Source organism: Marinobacter gelidimuriae (genome assembly GCF_000372805.1).
Lineage (GTDB): Bacteria > Pseudomonadota > Gammaproteobacteria > Pseudomonadales > Oleiphilaceae > Marinobacter > Marinobacter gelidimuriae.
Genome location: NZ_KB889828.1, coordinates 63,979 through 78,145, shown reverse-complemented (window position 1 = coordinate 78,145; position 14,167 = coordinate 63,979). Strand labels below are relative to the sequence as shown.

Below are 14,167 nucleotides of genomic sequence, written 5' to 3'. Positions count from 1 at the left end.
CAGAGGTAGCGGCATATGTTCCAGCTCATATTCAAAGGCGAGTGTGTTGCAGACACTGACCCTGCTACAGCTCGCAGTAATGCGCGGCAATTATTCAAGGCCAATGATACCCAGCTTGACCGCATGTTCAGCGGCAAACCGGTGGTTATTCGCAACCAGCTCGACCAGGCCGAGGCCGAAAAATACCGCGCCTTACTGCAAAAGCACGGCATGCGGTCTTACGTTCAGGCTATGGCACCCGTGCAAGCCGGCGCGCAGGCGCAACCAGCGCGTTCAAACCCTGCACCTCAGTCAGCCGCTGCTTCTCAGCCACCGCAGCGCAAAGCCAGTAGCCCCTTCGCGGTAAATCAGGCGAGCGGCGGTGGCCTGCCCATCGCTGGCGAGCGCACCGATGCGGTGCTGGCGGGGTCCGCGTTGACTCTGGACCCACCGGGCGTAACCCTAGCTGAATCCGTGCCGGTAGAGGTCCTGAGTTTTGATCATCTTGATGCCTGGAGCCTGGCGCCGGCTGGCAGCGATATTGGCAGCAAGGAAGAGTTGCCGCCGCCCATCGTGCCAGATACGTCGCACCTGGCCGTAGAGCCGCTGCCGTCTGATGACGAAGGCCCGCGCTGAAATTGCCATCGGTCAACCGTTTACAGCAGCGGTGCGGCCAGGCGTATGGCGCGGCAGGTAATTCGAAACGCCAGGGAACGGTCGCGATAATCGCGCTCGTCCATCAAGTGGGACTGTTTGAAGTCCTTGGTCAGCATCGCGTCCACTTCCTCTACAAACTTGCCTGATGTGTTGATTGCGGTAATTTCAAAATTCAGGCGCATTGAGCGGTTGTCCAGGTTTGCCGTGCCGACCGCGGTATAACGGCCGTCCACCAGAATCACCTTCTGGTGCATGAAGCCGCGCTGATAGCGATAAATCTGAATGCCGGCCTGGCAGGCCTGTACCAGATAGGAATAGGCTGCCAGGCCAATGATGCGGCTGTCGGATTTTTCCGGAATTAAAATTCTGACGTCTATCCCTCTCAGCGCTGCCAGCTGCAGAGCGTTCATTATCTGAAGGTCCGGCACAAAATAGGGTGAGGCAATCCACACCCGCTCACGGGCATTGTTGATGCAGTTGAGGAAGAACAGCGTGCAACTCTCCCAGCGGTCGGCGGGTCCGGTGGGCAGAATCAGAATTTGCTCGTCACCCGGGGTGTTGTGATGGGGCGCCCAGTTCAGCTCTGGAAAGGTGTCGCTGGCCCAGTTCCAGTCTTCCAACCAGGCCAGTTGTAACCCGGTTACCGCGGGGCCTTTGATGCGGCAATGAGTGTCGCGCCAGGGTTCCTGGTCCATCGCTTTGCCCAGATACTCGTCCCCCAGATTGATACCGCCAACAAAGCCAACTTTGCCATCACACACCAGAATTTTGCGGTGGTTGCGAAAATTCATCTGAAAGCGCCAGCGGCGTACGTTGCCATCGCCAAAGGCGGCGGTGTGGGCACCCGCCTGCGTCAGTTCCCTGATGTATTTGCGAGGCAAGCCAAAGCTGCCGATATTGTCGTGCAAAAACCACACTTCCACCCCTTCCGCCAGCTTGCGTTCCAGGATGGACTTTATGCGCTGCCCAACACGGTCAGAGCGCACAATGTAGAACTCCAGCAGGATGTAGTGCTGGGCGTTTTCCATACAGTCAAACAGGGCGTCGAAAGTGGCTTCGCCGTCGCGCAGTAACGTGCTGTGATTGCCTTGGGTAAACGGCTGGCGCGCCAGCTTGCTGAGTACCTGAAGTTCGTCGCTGAAGTGTTCGTGCGCGGGTGAGCGTAACGAGGTTTCTTGCTGTTCAAACCGGTTCAGCAGATTGGTCAGCGCCTCGTCGCCCATGCGTCGCGCTTTAACGTACCCACCAAAGCGCGAACGCCCAATAAGCAAGAACAATGGTAGAGTAATCCACGGCAGCGCCAGCAAGGCGAAAACCCATGCCAAAGCTCCCTGTGCCGTGCGATAAGTCATCAGAATCCGGTAGATGCACACCAGAGATGCCACATACACCAGAGCAACAATAACGGCAATCAGTGAGAATTCGGGCATCTGGATTCCTGTATTGGAGGGCACTGCGGGCGCGGTGTTGTAATGGGTCAAGATAGCATGGCGCCTGTCATCGGGCACATTTGTGGCACTGCATGTGGCGCTGCGGCCGATGTGAGGAGCGCAGGATCTTTGTCGCTGCGGCTGTTCCAGTGCTAATCTAGCGTCCAAAAGCGCCGTAAGGAACTCTCTGATGACTGTTGAACTCAATGCCCGCCAAGCCGGACCGGCTGAATCCGGGCGTTTGCCATTAATTGTCTTGCACGGGTTGTTCGGTTCGCTGGACAACTTGGGCGGGATAATCCGACGTTTGGAAGACCGTTGGCAGATTCACGCCCTGGATCAGCGCAATCACGGCCAGTCGCCCCACACCGACACCATGGACTACCCAGCCATGGCGGCGGACGTACTGGCCTACATGGATAAGCAGGGCCTTGAACGCGCCTGCGTGCTGGGCCATTCCATGGGTGGCAAAGTGGCGATGCAGCTGGCATTACTGGCGCCGGATCGAGTTGACCGGGTGATTGTTGCCGATATTTCGCCGGTCGCTTACAAGCCGCGCCACGATGCCATTCTTGAAGGGCTTAAAGCCATGGACTTGAGCTCGGTAAACTCGCGCACCGAGGCGGACCGGCAGATGGCAAACTTTGTGGCCGACGCCGGCGTTCGCCAATTTCTGCTGAAAAATCTGGAACGGATTCCGAAGGATCAAGCGACTGAAGGCGGGCCGGTCTTTCGCTGGTTGCTGAACCTGGCGACAATCGAGCGTTGTTATTCAGAGCTCACCGATGCTCCGCAAGGTGAAGGCCCGTTCGAAGGGCCGGTGCTGTTTATTAAAGGCGCAGATTCGGCGTATTTACAAAGCAAGCACAAAGACATCATCTTGCAGCTGTTTCCCAACGCCAGCGTAAAGGTGATTGAGGGCACAGGCCATTGGCTGCACGCCGAAAAACCGGACACCTTTGCTACCTTGTGTGTGGACTTTCTTGCCACCGACGATTAAGTCAATATAAGGCTAAGCGTGATGTCTTGAATCAAGGGACACGCTGCCTTATCTGATACACTCGAAATGTGCAGAGTTCACTATTATTTCTGCCGAACGATGACTGACCCCTTTGCCGGAGCATCCCATGGAAGACACCTTTAACACCAGCATGCGAAAAGTAGTTTACGAAGAGTTTGGTGACCGTGATGTTTTGCAGCTTGTTGATGCTCCAGTGCCTGGGCCCCAGGCGGGCCAGGTGCTGATCAAGGTCCACGGCGCCGGGCTTAACCCGATTGACTGGAAAACCCGCAAAGGCTTGGGTTTTGTGGCCAAGCAGCTGAGCGAACAAGAGCTGCTGCCGTGGACGCCGGGCTATGATCTGGCCGGTGAAGTTGTCAGCGTAGGCGATAATGTGACCACCTTGGCACCAGGGGACCGGGTGATGGGGCTGGTAGGTTTCGCCCTGACGGGCGGCAGCTATGCCAGCTATGCGCTGGCTCAGGCCGATGAACTGGCCATTGTGCCGGAAAACCTGGATTTGGTGACTGCCGGGGCGTTGCCGTTGGCGGCGCTGACTGCCTGGCAGGCGTTATTCGAGGTGGCTGACCTGCAGGCCGGTCAAAAAATTCTGATTCACGCCGGCGCCGGCGGTGTCGGGCACCTGGCCGTGCAATTTGCCCTGACCCAGGGCGCCCACGTCATTGCGACCGCCTCAAAGGGCCACCACGACTTTCTTGACCGCCTGGGTGTGCACGAAATCATCGATTACACCACCACTGACGTGGCTCAGGAATGCTTTGGCCTGGATGTGGTGTTGGACCTGGTGGGCAGCGATGCTGGCCGGCGCTCTTTAAACTGTCTGGGTGAAAAAGGTGTGCTGGTAACGGTGCCCACTGTGACCGCAGATGTGATTATCTGTGCCGCCGAAGCTATGGGCCTGAGAGCACACGGCATGACGGTGCGCCCGGATGTGTTTCATCTTGAGGAAATCGCCGAGCTGATTGAAGACGGCGATGTCACCGTTCATATCGAAAAGGTGTTTTCACTGGCAGAGGTTGCGGCCGCCCACGAGTTGCTTGAAGGCGGCCACGTTTGCGGCAAGCTGGTACTGGACTGCCGCGACTGATTGGTTATTTTGCGCCGTTGGCGCCGTTGGCGCCGTTACCTTCGGCGTTATCACGGTCTTTGCGTTCCTTGCGCTCTTTCGGTGCGCGAGCCGGAACCAGGCTGATCAGCGTGGAATCTTCATCGGGCTTGAGTTTGTCCATGGTTTTTACCGAGTAGCCCTGGCTTACCAGGCTGGCCAGTTTGGCGTAGCTGACGCCGTTGAAAAGGCCGCGTGTCTGTTGGATTTTTTCGGCCGTTTGATAGGTGGCCAGGGAATTCATGTGCTTGTAGGGTGAAATGACCAGCAGGTTGCCGACTCCGGTCAAATCCAGCTGGTTAGACGCGTGCTCAGACACCGGATTGCCAAAATACACTTGCAGATTCTCCATTCGCGCCACCAGCATCAGTATGGCCAGGACCCACACAAGGCCCCAGCCCAAATCAGCAATAGCTGAAAACTCAATGCGCGCCGCCAGAATGATAAACAGCGCGGAAATCAGCAGTACGCTTAGGGATTCCTTGAACTCCAGAATACTGTCGACCGGCACCTGCTTCATGTTGGCCATCCACAAACCCATGATGGTTACCGTCAGCAGGCCGGATTCGTCGCAGCGTCAGGCTACCTTCAAACAAGATAATGGCCACAGCCAGTGACACCATCGGAAATAGCAGGTCGCCAAACACATCTTCGGGATTCAAGTAGCCCAGCACCGGGCCCGACGCAATACCGCCGGCCAGCAAAAACAGTATGGCCGGCATACGTACGTGCCAGGCCAGCCATTGGCAAAACAGTGATAGCACACCGATAGAAGCGAGCAGCAAAACAGTGCTTACGGGCATAGAAATCGGTTCCGTGAATTAGGGTTGGGCGCGTTGTGCAATTTTGTTAAGCAGCCGCGAGGCCGCAAAAAACCCGAAGCTGGCAGTCACCGGGCTGGCGGCGCCAAAGCCGGTGGCGCAATCCAGCCGAACCGGGCCTGCGTTAACCGGTTTTTGCAGGCAGGTTGTACCGTCGGCGGCGGGATACGTCAGCTGTTCCAGCGAATATACGGCTTCTATGCCGAAACGCCGCTGCGGATTGCGGGAAAAACCGTACTGTCGGCGCAGCAAGTTACGCACTTTGGCCAGCAATGGGTCCTGGGTCGTTTTGCTTAAATCGGCCACGCGAATCTGGGTTGGGTCCATTTGCCCTCCGGCGCCCCCTGCACACACAATCGGCAACTTGTTGCGCTGGCAGTAAGCTAATAAAGCGGCTTTTGGCTTCACACTGTCTATCGCATCGATTACACCGGTGATGTCGGCGGTTATCCGTTGCGGGATGTTATCGATAGTAATAAACGCAAACTGGGTGCGAATATCTGCGGTAGGATTGATGGCCCGCAAACGCTCGGCCATGGCATCGGTTTTGGTTTTACCGTACTGGCCATTGAGCGCGTGCAGCTGGCGGTTGGTGTTGGATACACAGATATCGTCCATATCAATCAGCGTTAGCGTGCCAATACCGCTGCGCGCCAAAGCTTCCGCCGCCCAGGAACCCACACCGCCAAGGCCTACAATGGCAATGTGGGCCTGGCGAAAGGCCTCAAGCGCACTGCGTCCATACAGGCGCTCAATGCCGCCAAAGCGGAAGGCGTAATCGTCGGCGTTCATAATCTCTCCAATGGGCTTGTGCCTGCTATTGTAACCCAGCGCTGGCAGATACAAAAAAGCTGAAATAATGAAGTAATGGCGCGGAATGTTGACTCTTTGAGCTTTGGCAGGCGTAACGTTTATTGCGTAAAGCACGGCTTAGCTCTGCATGGCAACGAACAGCCGTGCATAACTCTTTTAAACTGACCTTGGTGAACACTATGCGGATTTTGATTGCGGGTGTGTCTGGCGCCATTGGCGCAGCACTGGCCGAAAAACTCGGGGCCCTGGGTCAGGTTGCCGCGGAACTGGCCGCTATCGTGCCAAAAGCAGAAGGGCTGGATATGATCATCTACGCTGCGGGCATGTTACACGGAGCGAATATGAAGCCAGAGAAGCGCCTGGAAGATTTGCAGGCCAGTTCCCTGGCGCGGGCCATGGCGGTAAACGCCAGTGGTTTCGGGTTGCTGGTGCAGGCGATTTCCGCCAAGGTAGGGGGCATCGGCGACAACCGTTTGGGGGGTTGGTATGCCTATCGTAGCTCCAAAGCAGCACTGAATATGCTGGTAAAAACGCTGTCTGTGGAATTACCCAGGCGCATGTCGCCGGTGACTTGTATTGCCTTACATCCGGGCACAACCCGCTCAGCGTTGAGTGAGCCTTTTTCACAATCGCTGGCTAACCTGGAAGTGCACGATGCGGATGAAACCGCGGCTAACCTGTTAGCGGTGATTGACCAGATTGACGAATCTGCAAATGGCAGCTTTTTATCGTGGGACGGCAGCACACTGCCTTGGTAAAAGCAGTGTGCTGCTAACATCTCGTCTGGCTAATTCGAGAATCTGCTCAACTCATGAAAGGGTTGAGCAGCCGGGTAAAGGTACCCGTTAGTTTCAGCGGTGCGCTAAGCACCGATAAAGTGATGCAGTCTTCGTGACCAACAGCCACCGGGCGGTGATTGTCGCTATGGTCTAACACTGCAAAATCCCACTGCCTCAGGTTTGTCAGTTGAAATATTTACGTCTGTTTGTCACTGGCAGATCACCAACCTGGCTCGGGTCTTAACGGAAACTCTTTGGAATGGGGTTCTAACGGGGCGGGGGCAAACACCCTGCTTGCAAAAAGGCGTTTTGGCGGGGATTGATGCCGACTGCAGCATTACTTGCTGCTGACAAACTCCGGGTAGGCTTCCATGCCACATTCGGCAATATCCACGCCCTCGTACTCTTCCTCTTCGCTGACGCGTATGCCCATGACGGCCTTGATGATGCCCCAGGTAACCAGGCTGGCCAGAAACACCCAGCCAAATATGGTGGCTGCGCCAATCAACTGGCCACTGAAGCTTGCGCCATCGTTGGTCACCGGCACCAGCAGCAGGCCTAGCAGGCCGCAAGCGCCGTGGGCTGAAATGGCGCCGACCGGATCATCAATGCGCAGTTTGTCCAGACCGATAATGCTGAACACGACTGCGATACCGCCGAGCGCGCCCCAGAGAGTTGCCTGCAAGGCCGCCGGTGTGGAGGGCTCGGCTGTAATAACCACCAGGCCAGCGATAGCACCGTTCAACAGCATGGTCAGGTCGGCTTTGCCAAACAGTATGCGAGCGGTAATCAGTGCGGCAATGGCACCACCCGCCGCAGCTGCGTTGGTGTTCAAAAACACCACGGCGACCGAATTGGCACTGGCAATATCGCCCAGTTTGAGTACCGAGCCGCCGTTAAAGCCGAACCAGCCCATCCACAATATGAGGGTGCCCAAAGCCGCTAAGGGCAGGTTGGCGCCGGGGATGGCGCGTATTTCGCCCTTCGGGCCGTATTTGCCTTTACGAGCGCCCAGTAAAAGAACACCCGCCAGAGCCGCCGCGGCACCGGCCATATGCACAATACCAGAGCCGGCAAAGTCACTGAAGCCCAGATCACCAAGATTATAAAGGCCAAACACGTCTGCCCCGCCCCAGGTCCAAGCGCCTTCCAGCGGATAGATCACGCCGGTCATAACCACCGCAAAGGCCAGGAATGCCCAGAGTTTCATCCGCTCGGCGACTGCGCCGGAGACGATGGACATGGCCGTGGCCACAAACACCACCTGGAAGAAAAAGTCTGCGGCTGTGGAGTAAATGGCCCCGCCTTCGAAGCCATCTTCGCGGCCGGCGAAATCGGTCAAAACCGAAGCTGTATCGGTTTGGCCAATGCCCGAAAGCAAGATGGCGCCGTCGTACATGATGGCGTAGCCGCACACCATATACATGGTGCAGGCGACGGCGTACAAGGCGATGTTTTTGGTAAGGATTTCGGTGGTGTTCTTGGCGCGTACCAGGCCGGATTCGAGCATGGCAAATCCGGCGGCCATCCACATGACCAAGGCACCGCACATCAGAAAATAAAAGGTATCAATCGCGTACTGTAACTGAAAGACATTGCTGTCCATAAAAGACCCTCCGCACAAGGCTCTATTAAATGAAAAAGTTTTTGCGTTGGTAGCTAAAGCATCAGAACGGGTTCAGACCGCTTCCTCGCCCGTTTCGCCGGTGCGAATCCGGATGGCCTGCTGTAACTCGGTCACAAAGATTTTGCCATCACCAATTTTTCCGGTGTTGGCGGCCTTGGTTATGGACTCGATGACCTGATCCATCAGATCATCGCCAATGGCGACCTCTACTTTTACTTTGGGCAAGAAATCCACCACGTATTCGGCGCCACGATACAGCTCGGTGTGGCCCTTCTGGCGGCCGAAGCCTTTAACTTCGGTAACGGTGACACCCTGAACACCGATCTCGGACAAGGCTTCACGCACGTCGTCCAATTTGAATGGTTTGATGATTGCTGTAATCAGTTTCATTGATTTCTCCTTGGTAAAACTGTGCCAACCGGCAGCGCCATAAGGCTGCTGATTGGGACCGGGATGCGGCCACCCCGCACGGCAATTGTGCGGATTGTGTACGGGGCTTTAGCATCGGATGTGCCAACGCAAAAAAATAGTTTAAAAACAAATGGATAAAATTAAATCAATGGTTCCAGGCTGGTTTTCTCTGCACCATAACGGCGCGTTTTGAGCGCCATGGAATCATAATAGCGCGTTCCACTACACTCTTTGCATCCTTATTACTCTGTGGATTCGCTTCGCCGTCACAGTATGGCAGGGCGGGCGGTGTGATACACTGCTGAGCAGCAATTCCGCGGTGGATAGGGCCTTTGAAGCCGCTGCCGCAAAGCTTGTTTCGGCGTGTTTACACAGATAAGGGGTGTTCATGAAAGGTCCACAGGACATTTTTTCCCAGCTGCAGGGTCAGTTTGGTCAATTCGTACCGGATATGGCTCGTGCTGCCAAAGACGACTTTGAAGCACAGGCGCGGGCCAGTGTAGCCTCGGTACTGTCGCGTCTTGAGTTGGTTACTCGCGAAGAGTTTGATGCCCAGCAAGCGGTATTGTTGAAAACCCGCGCCATGGTGGAAGCCCTGGAAGCCCGCGTAACCGAACTGGAGCAGTCAACCAAAGGCTGACGGAAAATAATAACCATGGAAGGTTACTATGCTTGCTATTGTTCAAACCCGTGCCTGTGTTGGCGTGTCTGCGCCGCCGGTCAGCGTTGAAGTACACCTGTCCGGCGGCTTGCCGGCGCTGTCGATTGTAGGCCTGCCAGAAACCGGTGTGCGTGAGAGTAAAGAACGGGTGCGCAGCGCCCTGATTAACGCCGGTTTTGATTTCCCCGCACGTCGTATCACCATCAATCTTGCCCCTGCCGATCTGCCCAAAGAGGGCGGCCGTTTTGACCTGCCTATTGCCCTTGGCATTTTGGCGGCTTCTGGCCAAATTCCGGCCGCGGCGCTGAATGCCTACGAATTTGTCGGTGAGCTGTCGCTGGATGGCGCGCTGCGCCCCCTGAAAGGCGTATTACCGGCGGTTCTGGCGGCTCGCGCAGAGGGCCGCCAACTGTTGGTGCCCATGGCCAATGCCGCCGAGGCGGCATTGGCCAGCGAACACGACGTACTGGCTGCCAGCCATTTGTTGGCTGTGTGCGAGCATTTGCATGGTCGCGCCCGGCTTGTGCCGCTGGCGCCTGCGGATTTAAGCGGCGCAGACAGCGGGCAAGCGACAATCGGGCCCGACCTGGCCGATGTTCGGGGCCAACAGGTGCCGCGCAGGGCGTTGGAAGTGGCCGCTGCAGGCGGTCACAATCTATTGTTTTTTGGCCCGCCTGGAACCGGTAAAAGCATGCTCGCTAGCCGTCTGCCGGGCATTATGCCTGCGCTTGCCGACACTGCTGCAATGGAAGTGGCGAGCGTGCATTCTGTAGCAGGTCTGACAGTGGCCGATGGCGGTTGGCGCCAGCCGCCTTTTCGGGCGCCACACCACACGGCTTCCGCGGTGGCCATGGTGGGTGGCGGCAGCAGCCCGCGGCCCGGGGAGATTTCTTTGGCCCATCGCGGCGTGCTGTTTTTGGATGAACTTCCGGAATTTGAACGGCGGGTGCTGGAAGTGCTGCGCGAACCGATGGAAACCGGCGAAATTCACATCAGCCGCGCTGCGCGCCAGGTTACATTCCCCGCCCGCTTTCAGGTTGTCGGTGCTATGAATCCGTGCCCCTGCGGTTACAGTGGCCACCCCACCATCGAATGCCAGTGCAGTCCCGCCCAGATTATCCGCTATCGCTCGAAAATTTCTGGCCCGCTGCTGGACCGTTTCGATTTGCACGTAGAAGTGCCGGTGCAAGGTGGTGATGTGTTTATGCAGCACGGTGAGCCCGGCGAAAGCAGCGCCCAGGTGCGGGCGCGCGTTGTAGCTGCTCGCAGCTTGCAAAACGCCAGAGGCACGTTAAACGCCGAGTTGTCGGGCAAGGCGCTGCAAACAGCGTGTCAGCTTGACAGTGACAGTGAGCAACTGTTGCTGCGGGCAATGGAAAAACTCGGGCTGTCTGCCCGTGCCTTGCATCGGATACTGCGGGTGGCGCGCACGCTGGCTGACCTTGATGCCAGCACCAATGTGGCCCGCGCCCACCTGGTGGAAGCCTTGGGTTATCGCCAGTTAGACCGCCGTAACGGCCAAAGTTCTCTGGTTTCGTCTTGAGCCGCTGTCGTTAGCTCACCCTGTACTCTGGTGATCGGGCGTCTGGTAAACTGGCACTATCGATTCGCAAGAATCCGCCAGCAGCGGTTTGAGGATGTATAATGACTGAAGCAAATACCCCACAGGATCACGCTAAAAACGGACGCTCCGATGAGTCCCCGGTAACCACTCGCCGCGGTGTACGCAGTTTTGTGCTGCGCCAGGGCCGGATGACCGAAGGTCAGCGCAAGGCCTACGAACGCAGCTGGCCCAAATTCGGCCTGACGCGAGAGCACGGCATGATTGATCCGCGCCAGGTGTTTGGCCGCGATGCCATGCTCAATCTCGAAATCGGTTTTGGTATGGGGCGCTCGCTGGCGGATATGGCTGAGGCTGCGCCAGAGCAGGACTTTATTGGTGTGGAAGTGCATCTGCCGGGCGTAGGTGCCTTGCTGAAAGACATTGAAGACCGTGGTTTGGAGAACATCCGCATTTACAGCATTGATGCCAGCGATGTGATTGACCTGTGCCTGGCAGATGCCTGCCTTGACCGGGTAATGGTGTTTTTTCCGGACCCCTGGCACAAAAAACGCCACCACAAGCGCCGCCTGATACAGCAGGAATTTGTTCAACGCCTTCGCCACAAGCTAAGAGTTGGGGGCATTCTGCACCTGGCCACAGACTGGGAAAACTACGCCGAACACATGATGGAAGTGATGGCTGATTCCGAAGGCTTTGCCAATACCCAGAGTGAAGGTGGTTTCTCGCCGAAACCGGAAGGCCGCCCGGTGACCAAATTCGAACAGCGCGGTGAACGCCTGGGCCACGGTGTCTGGGATTTGTTGTTTTACCGAACCAATTGATGAGCGGCCAGCACAACACCCGCTGACGATTCGCTGGTCGCCGTTTTTGGTTCCGTTTTACAACGTGCTTGCCAGCTCACGCGTGAGTAAGCGGGTGCCGCCGGGCGGCGCGAATAATCACCAGCCCCGCGCTGCCCAGCAGTAAACCGGTAAATTTTACCAGTGCAGAAAACGCGACAACCAAGCTGGTCAGGTCGTCTGGCTCTTTCAAATTGTTCAGTAGCAACAGGTTTTCAACGCAATCGCTGACGGCCGCCAACGCAAAGAGAGTAAGCACCCAGCGGCCTGCCGTGCGTTCGCGCACACCGGGGCGGTCTTTTAGAAGATGGTGGGTTAGCAGGAACAGCGTAGCGGAATAGAGCGCAACCAGTAAAAAATCCAAAAGCAACGAGATTCTGGCCCACGCCTGTTGTTGCGGGCTCCAGCTTTGCAATATATCGCGGGTATGTGCAGCGTTGCCCGCCAGTTGTAGATTAACGATGCCTTGAGGCGCCTGGGGCGTATGTAGCAACTGGTTGATCAGCAGCAGGGCGATAGCGAGGAGTGCGGACAGCGCAAAGCCGACTTTTAGTTGCGTAGAGAGGCGCCGCCTGTCTGGCGTGCGTTGAATTGGGGCAAATTCCATTGGGTGTGCTCCCTTGCTGCTGGCGCTGTGATTATTGCCGCCATTATCATCGCTGCCATCACGTTGTCATCACTACAGCCGTCTACAAAAACCGCTGTAGCAGGCTGTTCAAATAGCGTTGGCCGAGTTCGGTGGCTTGAATGCGTTGAGGATGCATCAAACCCTCCTGCCTTAATGTTTCAAGTTGTACCGCAATCGTGCTTAAGGGTAAACCCGTGCGTTGTTGAAACAGGTTTTCGGGCACGCCCGCGCCAAGGCGCAGCGCGTTCATCAGAAACTCCAGCGGCCGCTCAGCCACTGCTATCGCTTCACTGCCGGCGGTGCGGCTGCCTATTCGATTCAAATAGGCTTGCGGTTGGCGGGTTTTCCAGTAGCGCAAAATCTGGCCATCCGGCTGACTGATTTTACCGTGGCCTCCGGCGCCCAGGGCCAAATAGTCGCCAAACGTCCAGTAATTCAGATTATGGCGCGATGCCATATTCTGCTGGCTCCAGGCAGACACCTCGTAATCGGTAAAACCGTGGCTGCGCAGGTGGTCGCCGCCCTGACTGTAAATATCCCACAGTCGATCGTCGTCTGGCAGCTCCGGTGGCTGGCTGTAGAACTCGGTGTTAGGTTCTACCGTAAGTTGATACCAGGACAAGTGCGGTGGTTGATACGATAGGGCCTGAGCCAAGTCGTCCAGTGCCTGTTCAGGCGTTTGCCCTGGCAAGCCGTGCATAAGGTCAATATTGAAGTTGTCAAAACCGGCCTGGCGCGCCGCTGTTATGGCGTTGTGGGCGGCCTGGCTGTCGTGAATGCGCCCAAGCACCTTTAAGTGCTCTGGGTTGAAGCTTTGCACGCCTATCGACAGCCGGTTGATACCGGCCTCGCGGAACGCCTCAAAACGGCCCTGCTCGAGAGTGCCGGGATTGGCTTCCAGAGTGATTTCAGCGTCTGCCGCAAATTCCAGCCGTGTTTTAAGCTGGCGAAACAGATCCCTGTAAAAACCACCGCTCATCAGCGATGGTGTGCCACCGCCAATAAACACCGTTTGTATGACGCGGCCTGCGGCCAGGCGTAAATCCTGATCGAGGTCGTCCAGCAGCGCCTTTAAATACGCGCTTTCAGGAATGTCCCCGGTAATAGCATGGGAATTGAAGTCGCAATAGGGGCATTTGCGCACGCACCAAGGCACGTGCAGGTACAGGCTCAGCGCAGGCTCAACGGCCACAGGTGTCGGGTTTAAACTCAAGAGGCTTCCCGCCGCTCGCGTTTCAACTGTTCAGTCATCATCGCTAGCGCTTGGCCGCGGTGGCTAAGCTGGCCTTTTTCTGCGCGGCTTAACTCGGCGGCGCTGCAGTTGCGTTCGGGCACAAAGAATATCGGATCGTAACCAAAACCGCCGGCGCCTGAAGCCTGGCGCAATATACGGCCGTGCCATTGGCCGTGACACACCAAAGGTGTGGGGTCATCGGCGTGGCGCAAGTAAACCAGCACGCTGTGGAACTGGGCGCTGCGTTTGCCGTCTGGCACATCGGCCATGTTGGCTAACAGCGCATTCAGGTTGTCTCTATTGCTGGCGTCGTCGCCGGCATAACGCGCCGAGCGCACGCCCGGCTGGCCGCCCAGGGCATCTACAGCCAAACCGCTGTCGTCTGCCAATGCCGGCAGGCCGGTAATACGGGCTGCGTGGCGGGCTTTAAGAATGGCATTTTCAACAAAGGTGACCGCCGGTTCTTCGGCTTCACCGACGCCCAGTTCGCCCTGGGCAACGGACGCCAGCCCCAAGGGAGCTAGAAGATCATTGAATTCCGCAATTTTGCCAGGGTTGTTGCTGGCAATAACCAGTGTTTGGGGCATTGAAGGCTCAG

15 protein-coding genes and 2 pseudogenes are annotated in these 14,167 nt (G+C 56.9%); 7 read left to right on the top strand and 10 right to left on the bottom strand.

Going from position 1 to position 14,167, the window contains the following annotated elements:
- Positions 1-15 precede the first annotated feature (15 nt).
- Complete coding sequence (locus tag A3OI_RS0101550) at positions 16-615, top strand: hypothetical protein (RefSeq protein WP_018402598.1); 600 nt, start codon at positions 16-18, stop codon at positions 613-615.
- A 20-nt stretch (positions 616-635) separates the two neighbouring features.
- Here the strand turns inward: A3OI_RS0101550 and cls are convergent, their stop codons facing one another.
- Positions 636-2,066, bottom strand: a complete 1,431-nt coding sequence (gene cls / locus A3OI_RS0101545) for a cardiolipin synthase (protein ID WP_018402597.1) — start codon at positions 2,064-2,066, stop codon at positions 636-638.
- A 190-nt stretch (positions 2,067-2,256) separates the two neighbouring features.
- Here cls and A3OI_RS0101540 point away from each other — a divergent pair, with 190 nt between their 5' ends.
- The gene (locus A3OI_RS0101540; protein WP_018402596.1) at positions 2,257-3,066 is read left to right on the top strand and encodes an alpha/beta fold hydrolase; all 810 of its coding nucleotides are present in this window, start codon (positions 2,257-2,259) and stop codon (positions 3,064-3,066) included.
- Between the two features lie 127 nt (positions 3,067-3,193).
- Positions 3,194-4,174: an NADP-dependent oxidoreductase gene (locus tag A3OI_RS0101535; protein WP_018402595.1), complete on the top strand. Its 981-nt coding sequence runs from the start codon at positions 3,194-3,196 to the stop codon at positions 4,172-4,174.
- Between the two features lie 4 nt (positions 4,175-4,178).
- Here the strand turns inward: A3OI_RS0101535 and A3OI_RS19040 are convergent, their stop codons facing one another.
- From A3OI_RS19040 to tcdA, 3 genes and pseudogenes are all read right to left on the bottom strand, one after another.
- Positions 4,179-4,712 (bottom strand): hypothetical protein, encoded by a 534-nt coding sequence (locus A3OI_RS19040; RefSeq protein WP_407635505.1) that lies wholly within the window; start codon positions 4,710-4,712, stop codon positions 4,179-4,181.
- A gap of 52 nt (positions 4,713-4,764) precedes the next feature.
- Positions 4,765-4,995, bottom strand: a pseudogene (locus tag A3OI_RS24535) (sodium:proton antiporter); the annotation flags it as partial.
- Between the two features lie 18 nt (positions 4,996-5,013).
- Complete coding sequence (gene tcdA / locus A3OI_RS0101525) at positions 5,014-5,805, bottom strand: tRNA cyclic N6-threonylcarbamoyladenosine(37) synthase TcdA (protein WP_051078052.1); 792 nt, start codon at positions 5,803-5,805, stop codon at positions 5,014-5,016.
- 200 nt (positions 5,806-6,005) lie between these two features.
- Here tcdA and A3OI_RS0101520 point away from each other — a divergent pair, with 200 nt between their 5' ends.
- Positions 6,006-6,584, top strand: coding sequence for an SDR family NAD(P)-dependent oxidoreductase (locus A3OI_RS0101520; protein WP_081622859.1), 579 nt, complete (start codon positions 6,006-6,008; stop codon positions 6,582-6,584).
- A 46-nt stretch (positions 6,585-6,630) separates the two neighbouring features.
- Here the strand turns inward: A3OI_RS0101520 and A3OI_RS23575 are convergent.
- The 3 genes and pseudogenes from A3OI_RS23575 to glnK form a co-directional block, all read right to left on the bottom strand.
- Positions 6,631-6,777, bottom strand: a pseudogene (locus tag A3OI_RS23575) (anti-sigma factor); the annotation flags it as partial.
- Between the two features lie 165 nt (positions 6,778-6,942).
- The gene (locus tag A3OI_RS0101515) at positions 6,943-8,211 is read right to left on the bottom strand and encodes an ammonium transporter (RefSeq protein ID WP_018402591.1); all 1,269 of its coding nucleotides are present in this window, start codon (positions 8,209-8,211) and stop codon (positions 6,943-6,945) included.
- A gap of 72 nt (positions 8,212-8,283) precedes the next feature.
- Positions 8,284-8,622, bottom strand: a complete 339-nt coding sequence (gene glnK / locus A3OI_RS0101510) for a P-II family nitrogen regulator (protein WP_007350272.1) — start codon at positions 8,620-8,622, stop codon at positions 8,284-8,286.
- 409 nt (positions 8,623-9,031) lie between these two features.
- On the opposite strand from glnK, the gene A3OI_RS0101505 reads away from it, so the two are divergent.
- The 3 genes from A3OI_RS0101505 (at position 9,032) to trmB (ending at position 11,689) form a co-directional block, all read left to right on the top strand.
- Positions 9,032-9,283, top strand: coding sequence for an accessory factor UbiK family protein (locus A3OI_RS0101505; RefSeq protein WP_018402590.1), 252 nt, complete (start codon positions 9,032-9,034; stop codon positions 9,281-9,283).
- A gap of 28 nt (positions 9,284-9,311) precedes the next feature.
- Positions 9,312-10,847: a YifB family Mg chelatase-like AAA ATPase gene (locus A3OI_RS0101500; protein ID WP_018402589.1), complete on the top strand. Its 1,536-nt coding sequence runs from the start codon at positions 9,312-9,314 to the stop codon at positions 10,845-10,847.
- Between the two features lie 101 nt (positions 10,848-10,948).
- Entirely contained in the window at positions 10,949-11,689 is a 741-nt protein-coding gene (gene trmB, locus A3OI_RS0101495) for a tRNA (guanosine(46)-N7)-methyltransferase TrmB (protein WP_018402588.1), read from the top strand.
- 76 nt (positions 11,690-11,765) lie between these two features.
- On the opposite strand, the gene A3OI_RS0101490 is transcribed toward trmB, so the two are convergent.
- The 3 genes from A3OI_RS0101490 to rdgB all read right to left on the bottom strand — a co-directional run bounded on the left by A3OI_RS0101490 (position 11,766) and on the right by rdgB (position 14,156).
- Entirely contained in the window at positions 11,766-12,314 is a 549-nt protein-coding gene (locus A3OI_RS0101490; protein WP_018402587.1) for a hypothetical protein, read from the bottom strand.
- Positions 12,315-12,396: 82 nt separating this feature from the next.
- The gene (hemW, locus tag A3OI_RS0101485) at positions 12,397-13,548 is read right to left on the bottom strand and encodes a radical SAM family heme chaperone HemW (RefSeq protein ID WP_018402586.1); all 1,152 of its coding nucleotides are present in this window, start codon (positions 13,546-13,548) and stop codon (positions 12,397-12,399) included.
- Positions 13,545-14,156, bottom strand: a complete 612-nt coding sequence (rdgB, locus tag A3OI_RS0101480; RefSeq protein WP_018402585.1) for an RdgB/HAM1 family non-canonical purine NTP pyrophosphatase — start codon at positions 14,154-14,156, stop codon at positions 13,545-13,547. The genes hemW and rdgB overlap by 4 nt, the downstream gene beginning before the upstream one ends.
- Between the last annotated feature and the right edge of the window lie 11 nt (positions 14,157-14,167).